General features: G+C 65.8%; 14 protein-coding genes. All 14 read right to left on the minus strand.

The features are described from left to right. Positions 1-94 precede the first annotated feature (94 nt). Positions 95-1549, minus strand: coding sequence for an NADP-dependent succinate-semialdehyde dehydrogenase (gabD, locus tag VPH41_RS22475; protein WP_100875101.1), 1455 nt, complete (start codon positions 1547-1549; stop codon positions 95-97). A gap of 92 nt (positions 1550-1641) precedes the next feature. Beyond that, positions 1642-2484, minus strand: coding sequence for a PPK2 family polyphosphate kinase (locus VPH41_RS22480; RefSeq protein ID WP_152283877.1), 843 nt, complete (start codon positions 2482-2484; stop codon positions 1642-1644). Next, complete coding sequence (locus VPH41_RS22485) at positions 2481-2903, minus strand: CoA-binding protein (protein WP_328571544.1); 423 nt, start codon at positions 2901-2903, stop codon at positions 2481-2483. The genes VPH41_RS22480 and VPH41_RS22485 overlap by 4 nt, the downstream gene beginning before the upstream one ends. Before the next feature lie 66 nt (positions 2904-2969). Next, a complete protein-coding gene (locus tag VPH41_RS22490) occupies positions 2970-3623 on the minus strand; it encodes a bifunctional 2-keto-4-hydroxyglutarate aldolase/2-keto-3-deoxy-6-phosphogluconate aldolase (protein ID WP_328571545.1) in 654 nt (217 codons plus the stop codon). Between the two features lie 13 nt (positions 3624-3636). Beyond that, a complete protein-coding gene (locus VPH41_RS22495) occupies positions 3637-4530 on the minus strand; it encodes an SMP-30/gluconolactonase/LRE family protein (RefSeq protein ID WP_328571546.1) in 894 nt (297 codons plus the stop codon). Between the two features lie 14 nt (positions 4531-4544). After that, positions 4545-6275: an L-arabinonate dehydratase gene (gene araD, locus VPH41_RS22500; RefSeq protein ID WP_328571547.1), complete on the minus strand. Its 1731-nt coding sequence runs from the start codon at positions 6273-6275 to the stop codon at positions 4545-4547. Beyond that, positions 6272-7285: a 2-dehydro-3-deoxygalactonokinase gene (locus VPH41_RS22505; RefSeq protein ID WP_328571548.1), complete on the minus strand. Its 1014-nt coding sequence runs from the start codon at positions 7283-7285 to the stop codon at positions 6272-6274. The genes araD and VPH41_RS22505 overlap by 4 nt, the downstream gene beginning before the upstream one ends. An 84-nt stretch (positions 7286-7369) precedes the next feature. Further along, a complete protein-coding gene (locus VPH41_RS22510) occupies positions 7370-8143 on the minus strand; it encodes an aldose epimerase family protein (protein WP_328571549.1) in 774 nt (257 codons plus the stop codon). Next, a complete protein-coding gene (locus VPH41_RS22515) occupies positions 8140-9339 on the minus strand; it encodes a XylR family transcriptional regulator (RefSeq protein WP_328571550.1) in 1200 nt (399 codons plus the stop codon). Before VPH41_RS22515 ends, VPH41_RS22510 begins: the two co-directional genes overlap by 4 nt. A 153-nt stretch (positions 9340-9492) precedes the next feature. Further along, positions 9493-10635 carry a sugar ABC transporter permease gene (locus VPH41_RS22520; protein WP_328571551.1) on the minus strand — a complete coding sequence of 381 codons (1143 nt, stop codon included), beginning with the start codon at positions 10633-10635 and terminating at the stop codon, positions 9493-9495. Further along, positions 10632-12209 carry a D-xylose ABC transporter ATP-binding protein gene (gene xylG, locus VPH41_RS22525; RefSeq protein ID WP_328571552.1) on the minus strand — a complete coding sequence of 526 codons (1578 nt, stop codon included), beginning with the start codon at positions 12207-12209 and terminating at the stop codon, positions 10632-10634. Before xylG ends, VPH41_RS22520 begins: the two co-directional genes overlap by 4 nt. Positions 12210-12311: 102 nt before the next feature. Beyond that, the gene (gene xylF / locus VPH41_RS22530) at positions 12312-13286 is read right to left on the minus strand and encodes a D-xylose ABC transporter substrate-binding protein (RefSeq protein ID WP_152257858.1); all 975 of its coding nucleotides are present in this window, start codon (positions 13284-13286) and stop codon (positions 12312-12314) included. Between the two features lie 92 nt (positions 13287-13378). Further along, entirely contained in the window at positions 13379-15166 is a 1788-nt protein-coding gene (locus tag VPH41_RS22535; protein ID WP_328571553.1) for an IlvD/Edd family dehydratase, read from the minus strand. Further along, positions 15163-15930, minus strand: a complete 768-nt coding sequence (locus VPH41_RS22540) for an SDR family NAD(P)-dependent oxidoreductase (protein WP_328571554.1) — start codon at positions 15928-15930, stop codon at positions 15163-15165. Before VPH41_RS22540 ends, VPH41_RS22535 begins: the two co-directional genes overlap by 4 nt. Positions 15931-15952: the final 22 nt, after the last annotated feature.

The raw sequence follows: 15952 nt of genomic DNA on the forward strand, positions 1-15952 counted from the left end.
CGGATGCTTGAGAAAATCGTAGCGAGCGGCAACGATTTCTGGCCAGGAAGCGCAGGCCGGAAAGCGCGCCGCCCGGCAGATTTAATCCAGCATCCTAGATACCGCCCATGCATATGTACTTGATGACCAGGTAGTCTTCGATGCCGTAGGTCGACCCTTCGCGGCCCAGGCCCGATTGCTTGACGCCGCCGAAGGGTGCGATCTCGTTCGAGATCAAGCCCGTATTGACGCCGACCATGCCCGTTTCCAGGCCTTCGGCCACGCGCCAGATGCGGCCGATGTCGCGCGAATAGAAGTAGGCAGCCAGGCCGAATTCCGTATTGTTGGCCAGGGCGATGACTTCATCGTCCGTCTTGAAGCGGAACAGGGGCGCCAGCGGACCGAAGGTCTCCTCCGTGGCCACGCGCATGTCGTTCGTCACGTCGGCGATGATGGTCGGCTCGAAGAAGCCGTTGCCCAGCGCATGGCGCTTGCCGCCAGCGAGCAGACGGCCGCCCTTGCCCAGCGCATCGGCCACGTGCTCTTCCACCTTGGCGACAGCCTTGGCGTCGATCAACGGGCCTTGCGTGACGCCCGCCTCGATGCCATTGCCCACCTTCAGCTTGGCCACGGCGGCCACCAGCTTGTCGGCAAACGCGTCATACACGCTGTCCTGCACGTACAGGCGGTTGGCGCACACGCAGGTCTGGCCCGCATTGCGGTATTTCGAGGCGATGGCGCCTTCCACTGCCGCATCCAGGTCGGCGTCGTCGAAAACGATGAACGGCGCGTTGCCGCCCAGTTCCAGCGACAGCTTCTTGATCGTCGGCGCGCATTGCTCGGCCAGCAGGCGGCCCACCTGGGTCGAGCCCGTAAACGTCAGCTTGCGCACGATGGGGTTCGACGTCATTTCGCCGCCGATGTCCTTCGGCGCGCCCGTGACGATGCTGAACACGCCCGCAGGCACGCCCGCGCGCTCGGCCAGCACGGCCAGCGCCAGCGCGGAAAACGGCGTCGCTTCGGCCGGCTTGAGGACCATCGGGCAGCCGGCAGCCAGGGCCGGGCCGACTTTGCGGGTGATCATGGCAGCGGGGAAATTCCACGGCGTGATGGCGGCGCACACGCCGATCGGCTCCTTGGTGATGACCAGGCGGCGGTCCGGCCATGGCGATTGCAGGGTGTCGCCTGCGACGCGCTTGCCTTCTTCGGCAAACCACTCGATGAACGAGGCGCCGAACTGCACTTCGCCCTTCGCTTCCGGCAGGGGCTTGCCCTGTTCGGTGGTCATGATCAGCGCCAGGTCGTCGGCGTTTTCCAGGATCAGGTCATGCCAGCGGCGCAGCACGGCCGCGCGCTCCTTGGCCGTCTTCTTGCGCCAGGCAGGCCAGGCGGCATTGGCCGCCTCGATGGCGCGGCGCGTCTCGGCCGCGCCCATCAGGGGCACCGTGCCGATATGCTCGCCCGTGGCGGGATTGCTCACATTAATCGTCTGGCCACCATCGGCATCGACCCAGGCTCCATTCACGTAAGCCTGGTGACGCAACAAGGTAGGATCTTTCAACTGCAGCATATGCATCTCCGGTCTGGTTTGAATTATCGACGAGGGATACTATGCCACAGCGCGGCCGATTCCGCAGGCGCGGCGCCAAACTCCCCCAGGCGCTACTCGACCTTGAAAGACGATAGTTTCGGGTCCGGCGCCGGATATTCCAGCTTCATGCCCTGCAACGTTTCCAGCAGCAGCGAGGCCACCACCAGGTTGCGCTGGGTCTTGGAATTCGATGGCACCACGTACCAGGGCGCATGGTCGGCATCCGTCTCGCGGATGGCCGTTTCATAGGCGCGCTGGTAGCCATCCCACTTCTTGCGCTGGGCGATATCGTTGGGATCGAACTTCCACTGGCGGTCGGGATCGTCGAGCCGCTCCTGCAACCGTCCCCGCTGTTCGTCCTTGGAGATATGCAGGAAGATTTTCAGGATGACGGTGCCCGTTTCGCTCAGCATGCGCTCGAAATCGCGGATCTGCGCGTAGCGGCGCTGGCATTCGGCCTTGTCGATCATGTCCTGCACGCGCGTGATCAGCACATCCTCGTAATGGCTGCGGTTGAAGATGGCGATCTCGCCCTTGACGGGCACGTGCTGGTGCACGCGCCACAGGTAATCGTGCGCCAGTTCGATATCGGTGGGCCCCTTGAACGCCACGGCGCGGATGCCCATCGGGTTGATATTGCTGAAGATGGCCTTGACGGTACCGTCCTTGCCCGAGGTATCCATGCCCTGCAGGACCAGCAGCACCTTCTTTTTGTGCTGCGCGTACAGCATGCTCTGGCACTCGGCGATCTGCGCCGTCAGCGCCACGGTTTCCTCGCGGTCCAGCGCCTTGCACTGGGCCGCCGTCAGCTTCTTGTTTGCCGCCTTGGTGGCGGCGCCCAGCAGGCGCTTGCCCGCGAAATCCTCGTTCAGGTCGAAGTCCTTCCCGGCCCGGAACTGCGTGCGCGCCTTCATGCCGCCACCGCCAGCTTGCGGTGCTCGATTTTCGTGCAGTGGTCCATCACCACCTCCAGCCCCGCCGCGCGCGCCAGGCGCGCCGCTTCTTCATTGACGACCTCCAGCTGCAGCCACAGGCAGCGCGCCTGGACGGCGATGGCTTCCTCGGCGATGGGCAGAATGTCTGCCGGCTTGCGGAAGCAGTCGACGATATCGATGCGCGCCGGCGCGACGGCGGCCGCCGCCTCGGTCAGGGACGCATAGGCCTGCTGGCCCAGCACCTGCTTGCCGGCGAGGGCCGGATTGACAGGCAATACGCGGTAGCCATGCTGCAGCAGGTAATCGGCCACTTCGTGGCTGGCGCGTTCGGGCTTGTCGGACATGCCGACGATGGCGATGATGCGGCTGTCTTGCAGGATGCGGGCGATGTTGGACATATTCTGTTCGTGGTTGGGCGTGCGACATTGCCCGCCTAGCGTAGCAGAATTATCCAGCGCAGGGAGCTATCCAGAAGACCTAGAAGTCCGCACGGCCGCCATTTTCGCCACGAAGGCCTGCGCGCGCGCCGTCACGGCCCCGTAATCGCCCGTGGCGCCCGGGCCACTCAGGCTGCTGCCGATGCCCACGGCCACGGCGCCGCTGGCAAACCATTCATCGAGGTTCTCCACCGTCACGCCGCCCGTGGGCATCAAGGGCGCTTGCGGCAACGGCGCGCGCAGCGCCTTGATGTAGGCGGGGCCGAACATCTCCGCGGGGAAGACCTTGACGATGTCGGCGCCCGCCTGCAGGGCCGTGACGATTTCCGTCGGCGTCATCGCTCCCGGCATGGCCAGCACTTGGTAGCGCTGGCACAGCGCGATGGTCTCCACGTTCACGCCGGGCGAGATGATGAACTGGGCGCCGGCCAGGATGGCGGCGCGCGCCGTCTCCGTATCGAGCACCGTGCCCGCGCCCAGCAGCACGTCATGGCCGTGGCGTTCGCGCAGGGTGCGCAGCACGCCCAAGGTGTCGGGCGTGGTGAAGGCCACTTCCAGCGCCGTGATGCCGCCGGCGATGCACGCCTCGGCGATCTGCACGGCCGCCTGCGCCGAAGGGGCGCGCACGATGCCCACCATGCCCCGTTCGAGGATGCCCTTGAAAACCAGGTGCTTTTGCATATGCTCTCTCCTGTCAGGCCGGCAGGGCGCCGAAGCGCACCTCCGGCAAGCCGCGCAAGCCAGGCTGGCGCGCATGAAACAATCCGCCGGCCAGCGGCTCGCTTTCCAGCTGTGCCGGCGTCAGGTTTTCCTGGGCCGTCGTGACGAACAGCTCGTCATAATCGGGGCCGCCCAGGCTCACGCAGCTGGGCTGCGACACGGGCAAGCCGATCGCGCGCTCGATGCTGCCGTCCGGCGCGAAGCGCAAGACCTTGCCGGCGCCCCACTGCGCGCTCCACAGGTGGTCGTGCGCATCGATGGTGGCGCCATCGGCGGCGCCGGGGCCCGGATCGAGCACGGCAAACACGCGCACCCGGCTGGCGTCGCCCCCCAGGTAATCGTCCCAGCGGTAGATCGCCTTCTTCATCGAGTCGCAAAAATACATGGCCGTGCCATCGACGCTGAAGCAGATGCTGTTCGAGATGGCGATCTGCGGCAGCGGCAGGCGCTCCAGGGTCAGGTCCAGGTTGAGGCGGTAGAAGCTGGCGATGGCATCGCGGCACGGGCGTTCATCGAGCGTGCCGAAGACAAAGCGTCCCTGGCGGTCGCAGCGGCCATCGTTCAGGCGCGTCATGGGCAAGTCGCCCTCCACCGTGTGCAAGGGCGTGACGGCCCCGCTGCGCGCGTCAAACCACGCCAGCCGCGAGGCCAGTCCCAGCAGCAGCACCTCGGCGTTGTCCGTCAGCGCGAAGCAGGCCAGGCGCTCGGGCATGTCCCAGCGCTGGCGTTCGCCCGTGGCCAGCACCAGCGCATGCAGCTGGCAGCCTTCGATATTCGTCCAGAAAACGCGGCCGCTGCGTTCGCACCAGCGTACGCCCTCGCCCAGGAAATCCTGCGCATCGACCAGTAATTGGGCCTGTGTCCCCATGTCTGTTCCTTCTTTCAATGTGATTCGCGCGGAACCGCCGAGCCCCGGCAGCCGACGAGAAAATCCAGGTCCGCCCCTTCGTCGGCCTGCGTCACGTGCCTGATGTACATCGACTGGTAGCCGCCCTTCATGGCTGGTGGCGGCGCGCTCCATTCTGCCCGCCGGCGCGCCAGCTCGGCCTCGTCGACGTCCAGGTGCAAGCGCCGTCCCGCCACGTCCAGTTCAATCATGTCGCCATCGCGCACCAGGGCCAGCGGCCCGCCCACCGCCGCCTCCGGCGCCACGTGCAGCACCACCGTGCCGTAGGCCGTGCCGCTCATGCGCGCGTCCGAGATGCGCACCATGTCGCGCACGCCCTGTTCCAGCAGTTTTTTCGGCAATCCCATATTGCCCACTTCGGCCATGCCCGGATAGCCCTGCGGGCCGCAATTTTGCAGCACCATCACGCAGCTGGCGTCGATATCGAGCGCCGGGTCGTCGACGCGCTTTTTATAGTGCTCGATGCTATTGAAGACGACGGCGCGGCCACGGTGCTGCATCAGCTCGGGCGAAGCGGCAGAGGGCTTGATGACGGCGCCGCGCGGGGCCAGGTTGCCATGCAGGACGGCGATGCCGCCCTCGTCCTTGAATGGCTGCGCCAGCGGCGTGATCACGTCGGGATTGAAGTTTTCCGCCTCGGCCACGTTGACGGCCATGCTGGCGCCCGTGACGGTGAGCGCCTCGCCATGCAGTTTGCCCAGCAGGTCGCGGATGATCACGGGCAGGCCGCCCGCATAGTAGAAATCTTCCATCAGGTACTGGCCCGACGGCATCAGGTTGAGCAGGCACGGTATGTCGCGGCCCAGGCGGTCCCAGTCGGCCAGGCGCATGTCCACGCCGATGCGCCCCGCGATGGCCAGCAGGTGGATCACCGCATTCGTCGAGCCGCCGATGGCGCCGTTGACCATGATGGCGTTTTCAAACGCTTCGCGCGTGAGGATCTGCGACAGTTTCAGGTCTTCGCGCACCATGTCGACGATGCGCCGGCCTGTCAGCTGCGCCTGCAGCTTGCGGCGCGCATCGACGGCGGGAATGGCCGCGTTGCCGGGCAGGGTCACGCCCAGCGCCTCGACCATGCTGGCCATGGTGGAGGCGGTGCCCATGGTCATGCAGTGGCCGGCGGAGCGCGACATGCACGATTCGGCCTGCTTGAATTCGCTGGAGGTCATGCGCCCGGCCCGCACGTCTTCGGAAAACTTCCACACGTCCGTGCCCGAACCGATCGGTTTGCCGCGGTAATTCCCGTTCAGCATGGGGCCGCCCGACAGCACGATGGTGGGCAAGTCCACGCTGGCCGCGCCCATCAGCAGGGCCGGCGTGGTCTTGTCGCAGCCCGTCAGCAGCACCACGCCGTCGATCGGGTTGGCGCGGATCGATTCCTCGACATCCATGCTGGCCAGATTACGGAACAGCATGGCCGTCGGGCGCAGATTCGTCTCGCCCAGCGACATCACGGGAAATTCGACGGGAAAGCCGCCCGCCTCGAGCACGCCGCGCTTGACCATCTCGGCCAGGTCGCGGAAATGGCCATTGCAGGGCGTCAGCTCGGACCAGGTATTGCAGATGCCGATGACGGGACGGCCATCGAAGGCATCGCCAGGATAACCCTGGTTCTTCATCCAGCTGCGGTGGATGAAACTGTCCTTGTCATCGCCGCCAAACCACGCTTGCGAACGCAGCTGGGGCTGCTTTTTATTGTCACTCATACTGTCTCCTGCGGGGAAATCAAGCCGCGCGCGGCGGCGATCAGCAGCGCACCGTGGCCAGCCAGATTTGCCTGCTGCTGGTCGTCGACGATGATGCGCTTGCCATAAAAAAATCCGTGTTCTTCGATCAGCAGCCCGAGCGCCTGGCGCAGCATGGGCTTGCCGGTGATGACGAGCGGGGTATCGGGCCGCATCTGGATGGCGGTGCTGTTGCGCAGCGCCAGCAAGTCGCCGCTGAGCACTGCGCCCATCAGGAAATTGGCCCGCTCGTTGCATTCGATGGCGCTGAACTGGCCCAGGGTGCGCACGCTGAAGCAGGCGCGCGCCAGTCCCGTCTTTTGCGCCGCGGCCGCACCGGCCAGCAGCATTTTCGGCACCAGGGTCTGCGCAAAACCGCCGTCGACCGATTGCTTGATCAGGGTGTGCTGCGTGATCGCCTGCAGCAGCTCGCCCGCGATGGTGGTGCTGCAGCCGAGGATGCGGCGCTGCTCGTCCACGCTGATCAATTTGGTATGCGAGCCGGGCATGATCAGGGTCGCCGCACCCCGCAGCTGCAGGCGCTCGAGCAGCGCGACGACTTCCGTCTCTTCGCCGCGCATCATGTCCATCGCCTCGACGTTATGCAGGCCGACGGCGCCATGCTGGTTGCGCACACCGGGAATCAGCCACAGGGGCTGCGCCAGCACGTCGGGCAAGTCCACCGCCTGCATGCTTTGCGCCAGCTGGGCCAGGCCGGCGGGCGCCGGCACATGCGGCACTTCCTGCACGCCCATGGGCGAGGTGATCATGCCCGAGGCCAGCGCCAGGTTCACCTCGGACGGCGCGATGCGCGCGCTGGCCAGCACGCTGGCGATGGTGTCGCGCAGCGCCTGTTTCAGCGCGCCGTTATGGCCATCGATGGCGGTATTGCGCACGCCCGTTTCCAGCTGCGCCTGGGCGACGACGGCGCCTGCGCGCCACAGCAAGGTACGCGTATTGGTAGTGCCGGCATCGATGGTGAGTATGTTCATGGGCAGGTTCGCGGCGTCGGTAAGGGCAAAAATAAATGAGGGAAAAACTACCTCATGGTAGAACTGCCCCGCATATCTGACCAATCACTTATTTGGCGTCATTGATACCGGTTCGGATATGTCAAATGCGTCGATATCCTGCACGCCCAAACGGTAGGCAAGCGTGAACCGCATCGCCTGTCCCGGCTGCAATTGCACGCCCTGTGCCAGCAGGGAAAAACAGCGCGCATCGGAATACAGATGGCAGCCGTCCTGGGTGCTGGAAAAACGCAGGACCCGGCCCGACGCGGGGTCGGCCACCCGCGCCGCCTCGCGCAGCTGGCCGCTGCCGGCCCAGTAGAAGTCATGCCGGAAGCCCGGCAAGTGGGTCAGCGCGGGCCAGGCCAGGCGCGAAGCGAGCGGCGCCGGCTGGCGGAAGTCGAAGGCGCTGCCCGCCACGTCGAGCGGCGCGCCGCCCGCGCCGCCGCCAGGCCAGGGGCCGTAATGGTCGGCGGCCAGGCGCAGCACATGGTCGCCCACGGCCGCATTGCGGCCCTGCAGATTGAACAGGGGCGCGGCAAGCGCAAAACGGGAAACGCTATCGGCCATGGCGGCGCAATCGAGATGCAGGCTGCCATCGTCATCTAGGCGGTAGGCCAGGCGCACCGACAGGCCGTCCCGGGCCAGGTGCAACAGCAAGTGGCCGCCGTCCGGCGGGTCGCACTGCCAGTGCGCGGGTGCATGCGCCGCGAGGGGCGCCGCGCCCAGCACGTCGGCCAGGCGGCCATAGCGGTCGGGCGCCCACCAGGCGCGCACGCTGGCATCGTGCGCGCCGATGGCCACGCGCATGCCGCGCGCATTGCGCAGCAGATGCATCATGGCGCCTGCCCGGGCGCCGGCGGCGGCCGGCTGCGCTGCTGGAATTCACGCGGCGTGCAACCGAGTTCGCGCTTGAAGACGGCATGCATGTACTGCACCGTCGTAAAGCCGCAACGCACGGCCACCTCGGCCACCTGCCCCGGCCCCCGTGCCAGCAGGGTCTTGGCCGCATCAAGCTTGAAATGCAGGATCTCGTCGTGCACGCTGCGTCCCAGCTCGTGGCGGAAGTGCGCTTCCAGCGAGGAGCGCGACACGCCCACGTAATCGGCCACCTGCTCCGTCTTGATGCCCTGGCACGCGTACTGGCGGATGAAGTGGCGCGCCTGCATCACCTGCGGGTGCTGGAAAGGCTGGTGGCGCGTGGAGGCGAGCACGTTCAGGCCGGCCGGCGGCACGAGAATGCGCGTGCCGGACAGGCGCGCGCCATTGAGCATCTGGTGCAGCAAATGCGCCGCCGTGCGGCCCATTTCCTCCGTGCCCTGGATGACGGAACTGAGCGGAATGCGCGTGAGCATGCGCGCCAGCGGATCGTTGTCGATGCCGATCAGCGCCACCTGCTCCGGCACGGCGATGCCTGCGTGCATGCACGCTTGCAGCAGCTGGCGCGCGCGCGCGTCGCTGACGGCGATGATGCCGACGGGTTTTTCCAGGCTGTTGAGCCAGGCGATCTGCTGCTCCACCGCCTCGTCCCACGACGGTGCGCTGGTGGCGACGCCCCGGTACACGTCGGCGCGCATGTGGTCGCGCTGCATCAGGGCGCAGAACGCCGTTTCGCGCTCCTGCGCCCAGCGGTTGACATCGGCCTCGGGCAGGCTGAAACAGGCAAAGCGCGTCAAGCCCGCTTCCACCAGGTGTTCATAGGCCAGCTTGATGATCTTGAAATTATCGGTCGCCACATACGGGATGCCGGCCGGGTAGTCTTCCGCGCGCGCATACGAGCCGCCCACGGCCACCACGGGCAGGCGGCTGTGCGCCAGCGCCGCGCAGACGGCGGGATCGTCGAAATCGGCGATGATGCCGTCGCCCTGCCAGCGTTCGATGCCGGGCAGGCGGCAGCGGAAATCCTCTTCTAGGAACAGGTCCCACGACACGCGCGTGGTGTTCAGGTAGGCGGCGATGCCCGCGATGATGTCGCGGTCATAGATCTTGTTCCCGTTGAACAGCAGCGCGATCCGGTGCGCGGTCGGCATCTTCATGCTGGTGTCTCCTCCATGTGGCGGCCAGGCCTTTCGGGGCCTCGAAAAACCGTAGCGAGCGGTCCAATATCGCCTTGAGTAGCGCAAGCGGAGGTACGCTGAGCAACGCAGAGGCGATAGTGGGACGCGCAGCAGGTTTGTCGAGGTTCCCCGCTAGCGGCGTCCGGCGCGCGTGCTGACATCGACCCACACGGCCAGGGTGAGGATACTGCCTTTCACGATCATCTGCCAGTAGGTGTCCACGTCCAGCATGGACATGCCGTTATCGAGGCTGGCCATGACCAGCGCGCCGATCAGGGCGCCGTACACGGTGCCCGAGCCGCCGCGCATCGAGGTGCCGCCGATGAAGCAGGCGGCGATGGCATCGAGTTCGCTGAAGGTGCCGGCCGACGGCGAACCGGCCGCCAGGCGGCCCGTGTTGATCAGCCCCGCCAGCGCACACATCAGGCCCATGATGCCGAAGATCCACAGCTTGACGGCTTTCACGTTGATGCCGGATAAACGCGTCGCCTCCATATTGCTGCCCACGGCGTAGATGCGGCGGCCGAACACGGTCTGGCTGGTGATGTAGCTGAACAATCCCAGCAAGGCCAGCAGCAACAGCACGGGCAGCGGGATGCCTTCATAGCCGTTCAGGGTCTGCACGAAGGCATACAGCACGGCGCCGATGACGGCCAGGCGCAAGCCGTCGGCCCAGGGCGCCGTCTGCGGCAAGCCATGCTGCGCGCGGCTGGCGCGCGCGCGCCACGTCAGGAAGGCGGCCAGCAGGAACAGGCCGATGCCCAGCGCGATGCCGGGCACCGCGGGCAGGTAGCCCTGCCCCAGGTACACGAGCGGCTCGGAAACGGGCGCGATCGTGATGCCGCCCGTGATGCCCAGCAGGATGCCGCGGTACGCCAGCATGCCGCCCAGGCCCACGATGAAGGACGGAATGCCCCGGTACGCCGTCAGGTAGCCATTGAGCAGGCCGATCACCAGGCCGCAGCCGAGTACCGCCGCCAGGTTCAGCGCCAGCGGCCAGTGCTGCGTCACGTCCAGCACGGCGGCGATGCCGCCGAGTAGGCCCAGCAGGGAGCCAATCGACAGGTCGATCTCGCCGGCGATAATCACCAGCACCATGCCGCAGGCGAGGATGCCCGTGACGGACATCTGACGCAGCAGGTTCGACAGGTTGCGCGGCGTGAGGAAACTGCCCTGCGTCTTCCACGAAAAAAAAGCCCAGATCAGCGCCACGGCGATCAGCAGGGCCAGCATCTTGTATTGGGTGAACAGTTGTTTGATACTGTGCGGTTTCATGCTGCGGGTTCCTTGTAGGCGGTAGGGGCGGCGGGCGCAGGGTGCTGGGACAGGGCTGCCGCCAGCACGGTTTCCTGGCTCAGGCCATCGTTGATGAAGTCGCCGCGCAACCGGCCTTCGCCCATCACCAGCACGCGGTCGGACACGCCCAGCACTTCGGCCAGTTCCGACGAGACCATGATGATGGCCACGCCCCGGTCGGCCAGCGCCAGCATCAGTTTGTAGATTTCATACTTGGCGCCCACGTCCACGCCGCGCGTGGGCTCGTCGAGGATCAGCACGCGGGGGCGCGTCAGCAGCATCTTGGCCAGCACGGCTTTTTGCTGGTTGCCGCCGGACAGGCTGGTGATGGACAGCGACGGGCTGGCTGTTTTGAGCTCCAGCTGGGCGATCTCGCCGCGCACGGCTGCCAGTTCCGCCTCGCCGTCGATGCGCGTGGCGCGCGCAAATTCTTCCAGCACGGCCAGGGTGATGTTCTGCCCCACGTCCAGGTCAGGCACGATGCCATGGTGCTTGCGGTCTTCCGGCACCATGGCCAGACCCATGGCGATGGCCTTTTGCGGCGAACTGGTATCGATTCTCCGGCCATCGAGCCAGACTTCGGCCTGGCACGGCCCCTGGTAGGCGCCGAACAGGGCCGAGACGAGCTCCGTGCGCCCCGCCCCCACCAGCCCCGCGATGCCGAGGATCTCGCCCTTGCGCAGGGTAAACGACACGTCGTCGACACGCTTGCGCCGCGGATTGTCCGCATCGATGCACGTCACGTGGCGCGCCTCGAACAGCACCTCGCCGATGGCGCCCTTTTGTTTTGCCGAGCGCTGCGGATACAGCTGGTTCATTTCGCGGCCCACCATCTGCGCGATGATGCGTTCCACGTTCATCTGCGCCATCGGCGTGGTGGCGATATGTTTACCGTCGCGGATGACGACGATGGTGTCGCAGATGGCCGCCACTTCATCGAGCTTGTGCGAAATGTAGATGCAGGTGACGCCCTTGGCTTTCAGCGCGCGCAGGATATCGAGCAGCACGGCGATTTCCGATGCCGTCAGCGACGACGATGGTTCGTCGAGAATCAGCAAACGCGCATTCTTGTTGAGCGCCTTGGCGATTTCCACCAGCTGCTGGTGGCCGCCGCCGTAATTCATCACGGGCAGCGCCACGTTCAGTTCGGGAATCTTCAGTTCGCGCAGCAGCTCGTCGGCGCGTTTGTACATGGCCGCGTAATGCATGCGCCCGCCGGGCAGGGTGAGCTCGCGGCCCATGAAGATATTCTCGGCCACGGACAGCTGCGGCACCAGCATCAGCTCCTGGTGGATGATGATGATGCCTGCGTCTTCCGTGTCGCGGATCGATTGCGCGCGCAGGGGCTGGCCATCCCACAGGATCTCGCCATCCCAGGTGCCGTGCGGGTACACGCCGGACAGCACCTTCATCAGGGTCGACTTGCCGGCGCCATTCTCGCCGCACAGGCCGATGCACTCCCCGGCCCGCACCTGCAGGTCGATGCCGTCGAGCGCGCGGACACCGCCAAACTGTTTGACGATGCCTTTCATTTCAAGCAGATAGTCGGACATGCTCACTCTCGTTGCGGATTAACAGAAATCAGGGGTCAGTCCCTGCGGGATCGGAGTGCGCCCCATTCGGGCGTACTCCCCCGGCGGGTCTGACCCCAGCTTTTAGTTGCCCAACTGAGCTTTGGTATAGAAGCCGTCGTCGACGAGAATGTTCACGTTTGCCTTGGTCAGCGGCGTCGGTTTCAGCAGCACCGTGCTGACCTTTTTCAAGCCATTGTCATAGCTGGAGTTGTAGGCCGGTTTTTCATTGCGCGCCAGCTGCACGGCCAGCTTGGCCGCTTCGGCAGCGATGGTTTTCAGCGGCTTGTAGACGGTCATCGATTGCGTGCCGGCGATCACGCGTTTCACTGCCGCCAGGTCGGCGTCCTGGCCGGAAACCGGCACCTTGCCTGCCAGTTTTTGCGCGGCCAGCGCCTGGATGGCGCCGCCGGCCGTGCCGTCGTTCGAGGCGACGATGGCGTCGATCTTGTTGCCGTTGGCCGTCAGTGCATTTTCCACGATGGACAGCGCTTCGGAGGCGCTCCAGTCCTTCACCCATTGCTGGCCGACGACCTTGATGTCGCCCTTGTCGATGAACGGTTTGAGCACCTTCATCTGGCCTTCGCGCAGCATCTTGGCGTTGTTGTCCGTCGGCGCACCGCCCAGCAGGTAGTAATTGCCCTTCGGCTGCAGCTTGACCACGCCTTCGGCCTGCATCTCGCCCACTTTCTCGTTGTCGAACGAGATGTAGGCATCGATATCGGCGTTCAGGATCAGGCGGTCATACGACAGCACCTTGATGCCGGCCTTTTTCGCTTCCTTGACGGTATTGTTGAGGACAGTGGCGTTGAACGGCACGATCACCAGCACGTCCACGCCGCGCGAAATCAGGTTCTCGATCTGCGAGATCTGGCGCTGTTCGCTGGCGTCGGCCGATTGCACGAAGACCTTGGCGCCCTGCTTTTCGGCCGCGGCGATGAAGAAATCGCGGTCGCGCGTCCAGCGCTCCACGCGCAAATCGTCGATGGAAAAGCCGATCTTCGGATTTTTCGCATCGGCCAGGGCGGCGCTGCTTGTCAATGCCAGCATGGCGGTCATGATGGCTGCACTGATGATCTTGTTCATTACGTGTCTCCTTGTTGGATTTTTTTAACGACGTTTTTTCACTACGGGTGTTGCGGCTTCAAAAATCAGTGGTTATGGCGTGGCAAGGTCTGTCCCACGGCCCGATACTTCAGCGCCAGCTCCATGCAGGCGCCCGTTTCCAGCTGGCCCACGCTGGCGCGGTAGATTTCCTGCCATGGCGTGGCGCTGTCGTGGACTGGCGGCGGCAGCTCCGTGGCGCGGCGCGCCAGCTCCTGCGCATCGACCAGCATGTCGCACTGGCCCCCGTTCAGGTCAACGCGGATGATGTCGCCCGTGCGCAGCAAGGCCAGGCCGCCGCCCACGGCGCTTTCCGGCGAGGCGTTCAGGATCGACGGGCTGTCCGAGGTGCCCGACTGGCGCCCGTCGCCCAGGGTCGGCAAGTTCAGGATGCCCGCCTTGAGCAGCGCGTCGGGCGGCTGCATGTTGACCACTTCGGCCGAACCGGGCCAGCCCACGGGACCGGCGCCGCGCATGACCAGCATGCAGCTGTCGTCGATGCCCAGCGCCGGGTCGTTGATGCGCGCGTGGTAGTCGGACGAACCATCAAAGACGATGGCGCGCGCCTCGAACACGCCTTCGCTGCCGGGGCGCGACAGATAGCGCTCGCGGAAAGCGGGCGAAATCACGCTGGTCTTCATGATGGCGAAATCGAACAGGTTGCCCTGCAAGGCCATGAAACCGGCCTTTTCCTTCAACGGCGCGGCAAACGGGCGGATCATCTCGCGGTCCGCGCTTTCGCGCCCGGCCAGGTTCTCCGCCATGCTCCGGCCCGTGACGGTGGGGCGCTCGGCGTGCAGCAAACCCGCCTGCAGCAGCTCCCACATCACGGCCGGCACGCCGCCGGCGCGGTGGAAGCGCTCGCCCAGGTATTTGCCGGCCGGCTGCATGTTCAACAGCAGCGGCACGTCGTAGCCGTGCGCCATCCAGTCGCTTGACGCCAATTCCACGCCCGCATGGCGCGCCATGGCCATCAGGTGCGGCTGGGCGTTGGTGGAGCCGCCGATGGCGGCGTTGACGATGATGGCGTCCAGGAACGCCGCGCGCGTGAGGATGCTCGACGGGCGCACGTCGTCATGCGCCATGCCGACGATGCGGCGTCCCGTTTCGTAGGCGATCTGGCCCCGTTCGCGGTACGGCGCGGGAATGGCCGAGCAGCCCGTCAGGGACATGCCCAGCGCCTCGGCCAGCGCATTCATGGTCGATGCCGTGCCCATGGTGTTGCAGTGGCCGGCCGACGGCGCCGAGGCGGCGGCGATCTGCAGGAATTTGTCGTTGTCGATCAAGCCGGCGGACAGCTGGCGGCGGCCCTTCCAGATGGCCGCTCCCGAGCCCACCAGTTCGCCGTCCATCCAGCCGTCGAGCATGGGACCGCCCGACAGCACGATGGCGGGAATGTCCACCGTGGCGGCAGCCATCAGCTGGGCCGGCGTCGTCTTGTCGCAGCCCGTGGTCAGCACCACGGCATCGATCGGGTAGCCGTGCAGAATTTCCACCAGGCCCAGATACGCCAGGTTGCGGTCCAGCGCGGCTGTAGGACGGCGGCAATTCTCGAAGATCGGGTGCAGCGGGAATTCCATCGGGATGCCGCCCGCGTCGCGGATGCCGTCGCGCACGCGCTGCGCCAGCTCCAGGTGGATGCGGTTGCAGGGACTGATATCGCTGCCGCTTTGCGCAATACCGATGATGGGACGGCCCGAACGCAGCTCCTCGGCCGTGATCCCGTAGTTCATGAAGCGCTCCAGGTACAGCGCCGTCATGTCGATGTGCTCGGGATTGTCGAACCAGTCCTGCGAGCGGAAGCGCCGCGACGGGCGATGGGCGGGAACGTTCATGCGCCGTACCAGCCTGCGTCGACATAGTATTCGCGTCCGGCGCACTTGGCCGCATTGTCTGACGCCAGGAACAGCGCCAGCGCCGCCACGTCGTCCGGCTCCACGCGCACCTGCAGGCATTGTCCCTGCAGGATCACGGCTTCCGCCTCCGGCGTATGCCACAGCCGCTCTTGGCGCGGCGTGCGCACGGCGCCGGGAATGATGCAGTTGACGCGGATGCCGTCGACACCCAGGTCGCGCGCCAGGCCGCGGGTCAGGCCCTCGATGCCGGCTTTCGCCGTCATGTAGATCGACAGGTTCGCTTGCGCCAGATGCCAGGAAATCGAGCCCAGGTTGAGAATCACGCCGCGCCCCTTGGCGCGCATGGCGGGCGCCACCGCCTGCGCGCAGAAGTACTGGTGGCGCAGGTTGACGGCGATGCGCTCGTCCCAGTAGGCGGGCGTGACGTCCTGCAGCTGGTGGCGGTCGTCATTGGCCGCGTTGTTGACGAGGATATCCGTGGCACCCACGCTGTGTTCGATCTCGGCGAAGGTGGCGGCCAGGGCCTCCAGGTCCGTCAGGTCGCAATAGCGGAAAACGGGAGGCTGCGGCAGGTGCGCCAGTTTTTCCTGCAGCGCCAGCGACGCTTCGCTGGCGATGTCGAGAAAGGTGACGTGGGCGCCCTGGCGCGCAAACGCCTCGACGATGGCCACGCCGATGCCGGTGCCGCCGCCCGTGATGACGACGCGTTGGCCTGCCAGGCTGGGATAGCTTGCATGTTGCATGGTGTCTCTCGTTATAGGAAGG

Origin of the sequence: Janthinobacterium sp. P210006 (assembly GCF_036231885.1) — a bacterium.
Classification (GTDB): Bacteria; Pseudomonadota; Gammaproteobacteria; order Burkholderiales; family Burkholderiaceae_D; genus Janthinobacterium; species Janthinobacterium violaceinigrum.

Coding starts and splice junctions, on each gene's coding strand:
- VPH41_RS22535 (WP_328571553.1), bottom strand. CDS start 15,166: ATGAACGTTCCCGCCCATCGCCCGTCGCGGCGCTTCCGCTCGCAGGAC.
- VPH41_RS22515 (WP_328571550.1), bottom strand. CDS start 9,339: ATGAAGATGCCGACCGCGCACCGGATCGCGCTGCTGTTCAACGGGAAC.
- xylG (WP_328571552.1), bottom strand. CDS start 12,209: ATGTCCGACTATCTGCTTGAAATGAAAGGCATCGTCAAACAGTTTGGC.
- VPH41_RS22540 (WP_328571554.1), bottom strand. CDS start 15,930: ATGCAACATGCAAGCTATCCCAGCCTGGCAGGCCAACGCGTCGTCATC.
- VPH41_RS22505 (WP_328571548.1), bottom strand. CDS start 7,285: ATGAACATACTCACCATCGATGCCGGCACTACCAATACGCGTACCTTG.
- VPH41_RS22520 (WP_328571551.1), bottom strand. CDS start 10,635: ATGAAACCGCACAGTATCAAACAACTGTTCACCCAATACAAGATGCTG.
- VPH41_RS22485 (WP_328571544.1), bottom strand. CDS start 2,903: ATGTCCAACATCGCCCGCATCCTGCAAGACAGCCGCATCATCGCCATC.
- VPH41_RS22510 (WP_328571549.1), bottom strand. CDS start 8,143: ATGATGCATCTGCTGCGCAATGCGCGCGGCATGCGCGTGGCCATCGGC.
- araD (WP_328571547.1), bottom strand. CDS start 6,275: ATGAGTGACAATAAAAAGCAGCCCCAGCTGCGTTCGCAAGCGTGGTTT.
- gabD (WP_100875101.1), bottom strand. CDS start 1,549: ATGCTGCAGTTGAAAGATCCTACCTTGTTGCGTCACCAGGCTTACGTG.
- xylF (WP_152257858.1), bottom strand. CDS start 13,286: ATGACCGCCATGCTGGCATTGACAAGCAGCGCCGCCCTGGCCGATGCG.
- VPH41_RS22480 (WP_152283877.1), bottom strand. CDS start 2,484: ATGAAGGCGCGCACGCAGTTCCGGGCCGGGAAGGACTTCGACCTGAAC.
- VPH41_RS22495 (WP_328571546.1), bottom strand. CDS start 4,530: ATGGGGACACAGGCCCAATTACTGGTCGATGCGCAGGATTTCCTGGGC.
- VPH41_RS22490 (WP_328571545.1), bottom strand. CDS start 3,623: ATGCAAAAGCACCTGGTTTTCAAGGGCATCCTCGAACGGGGCATGGTG.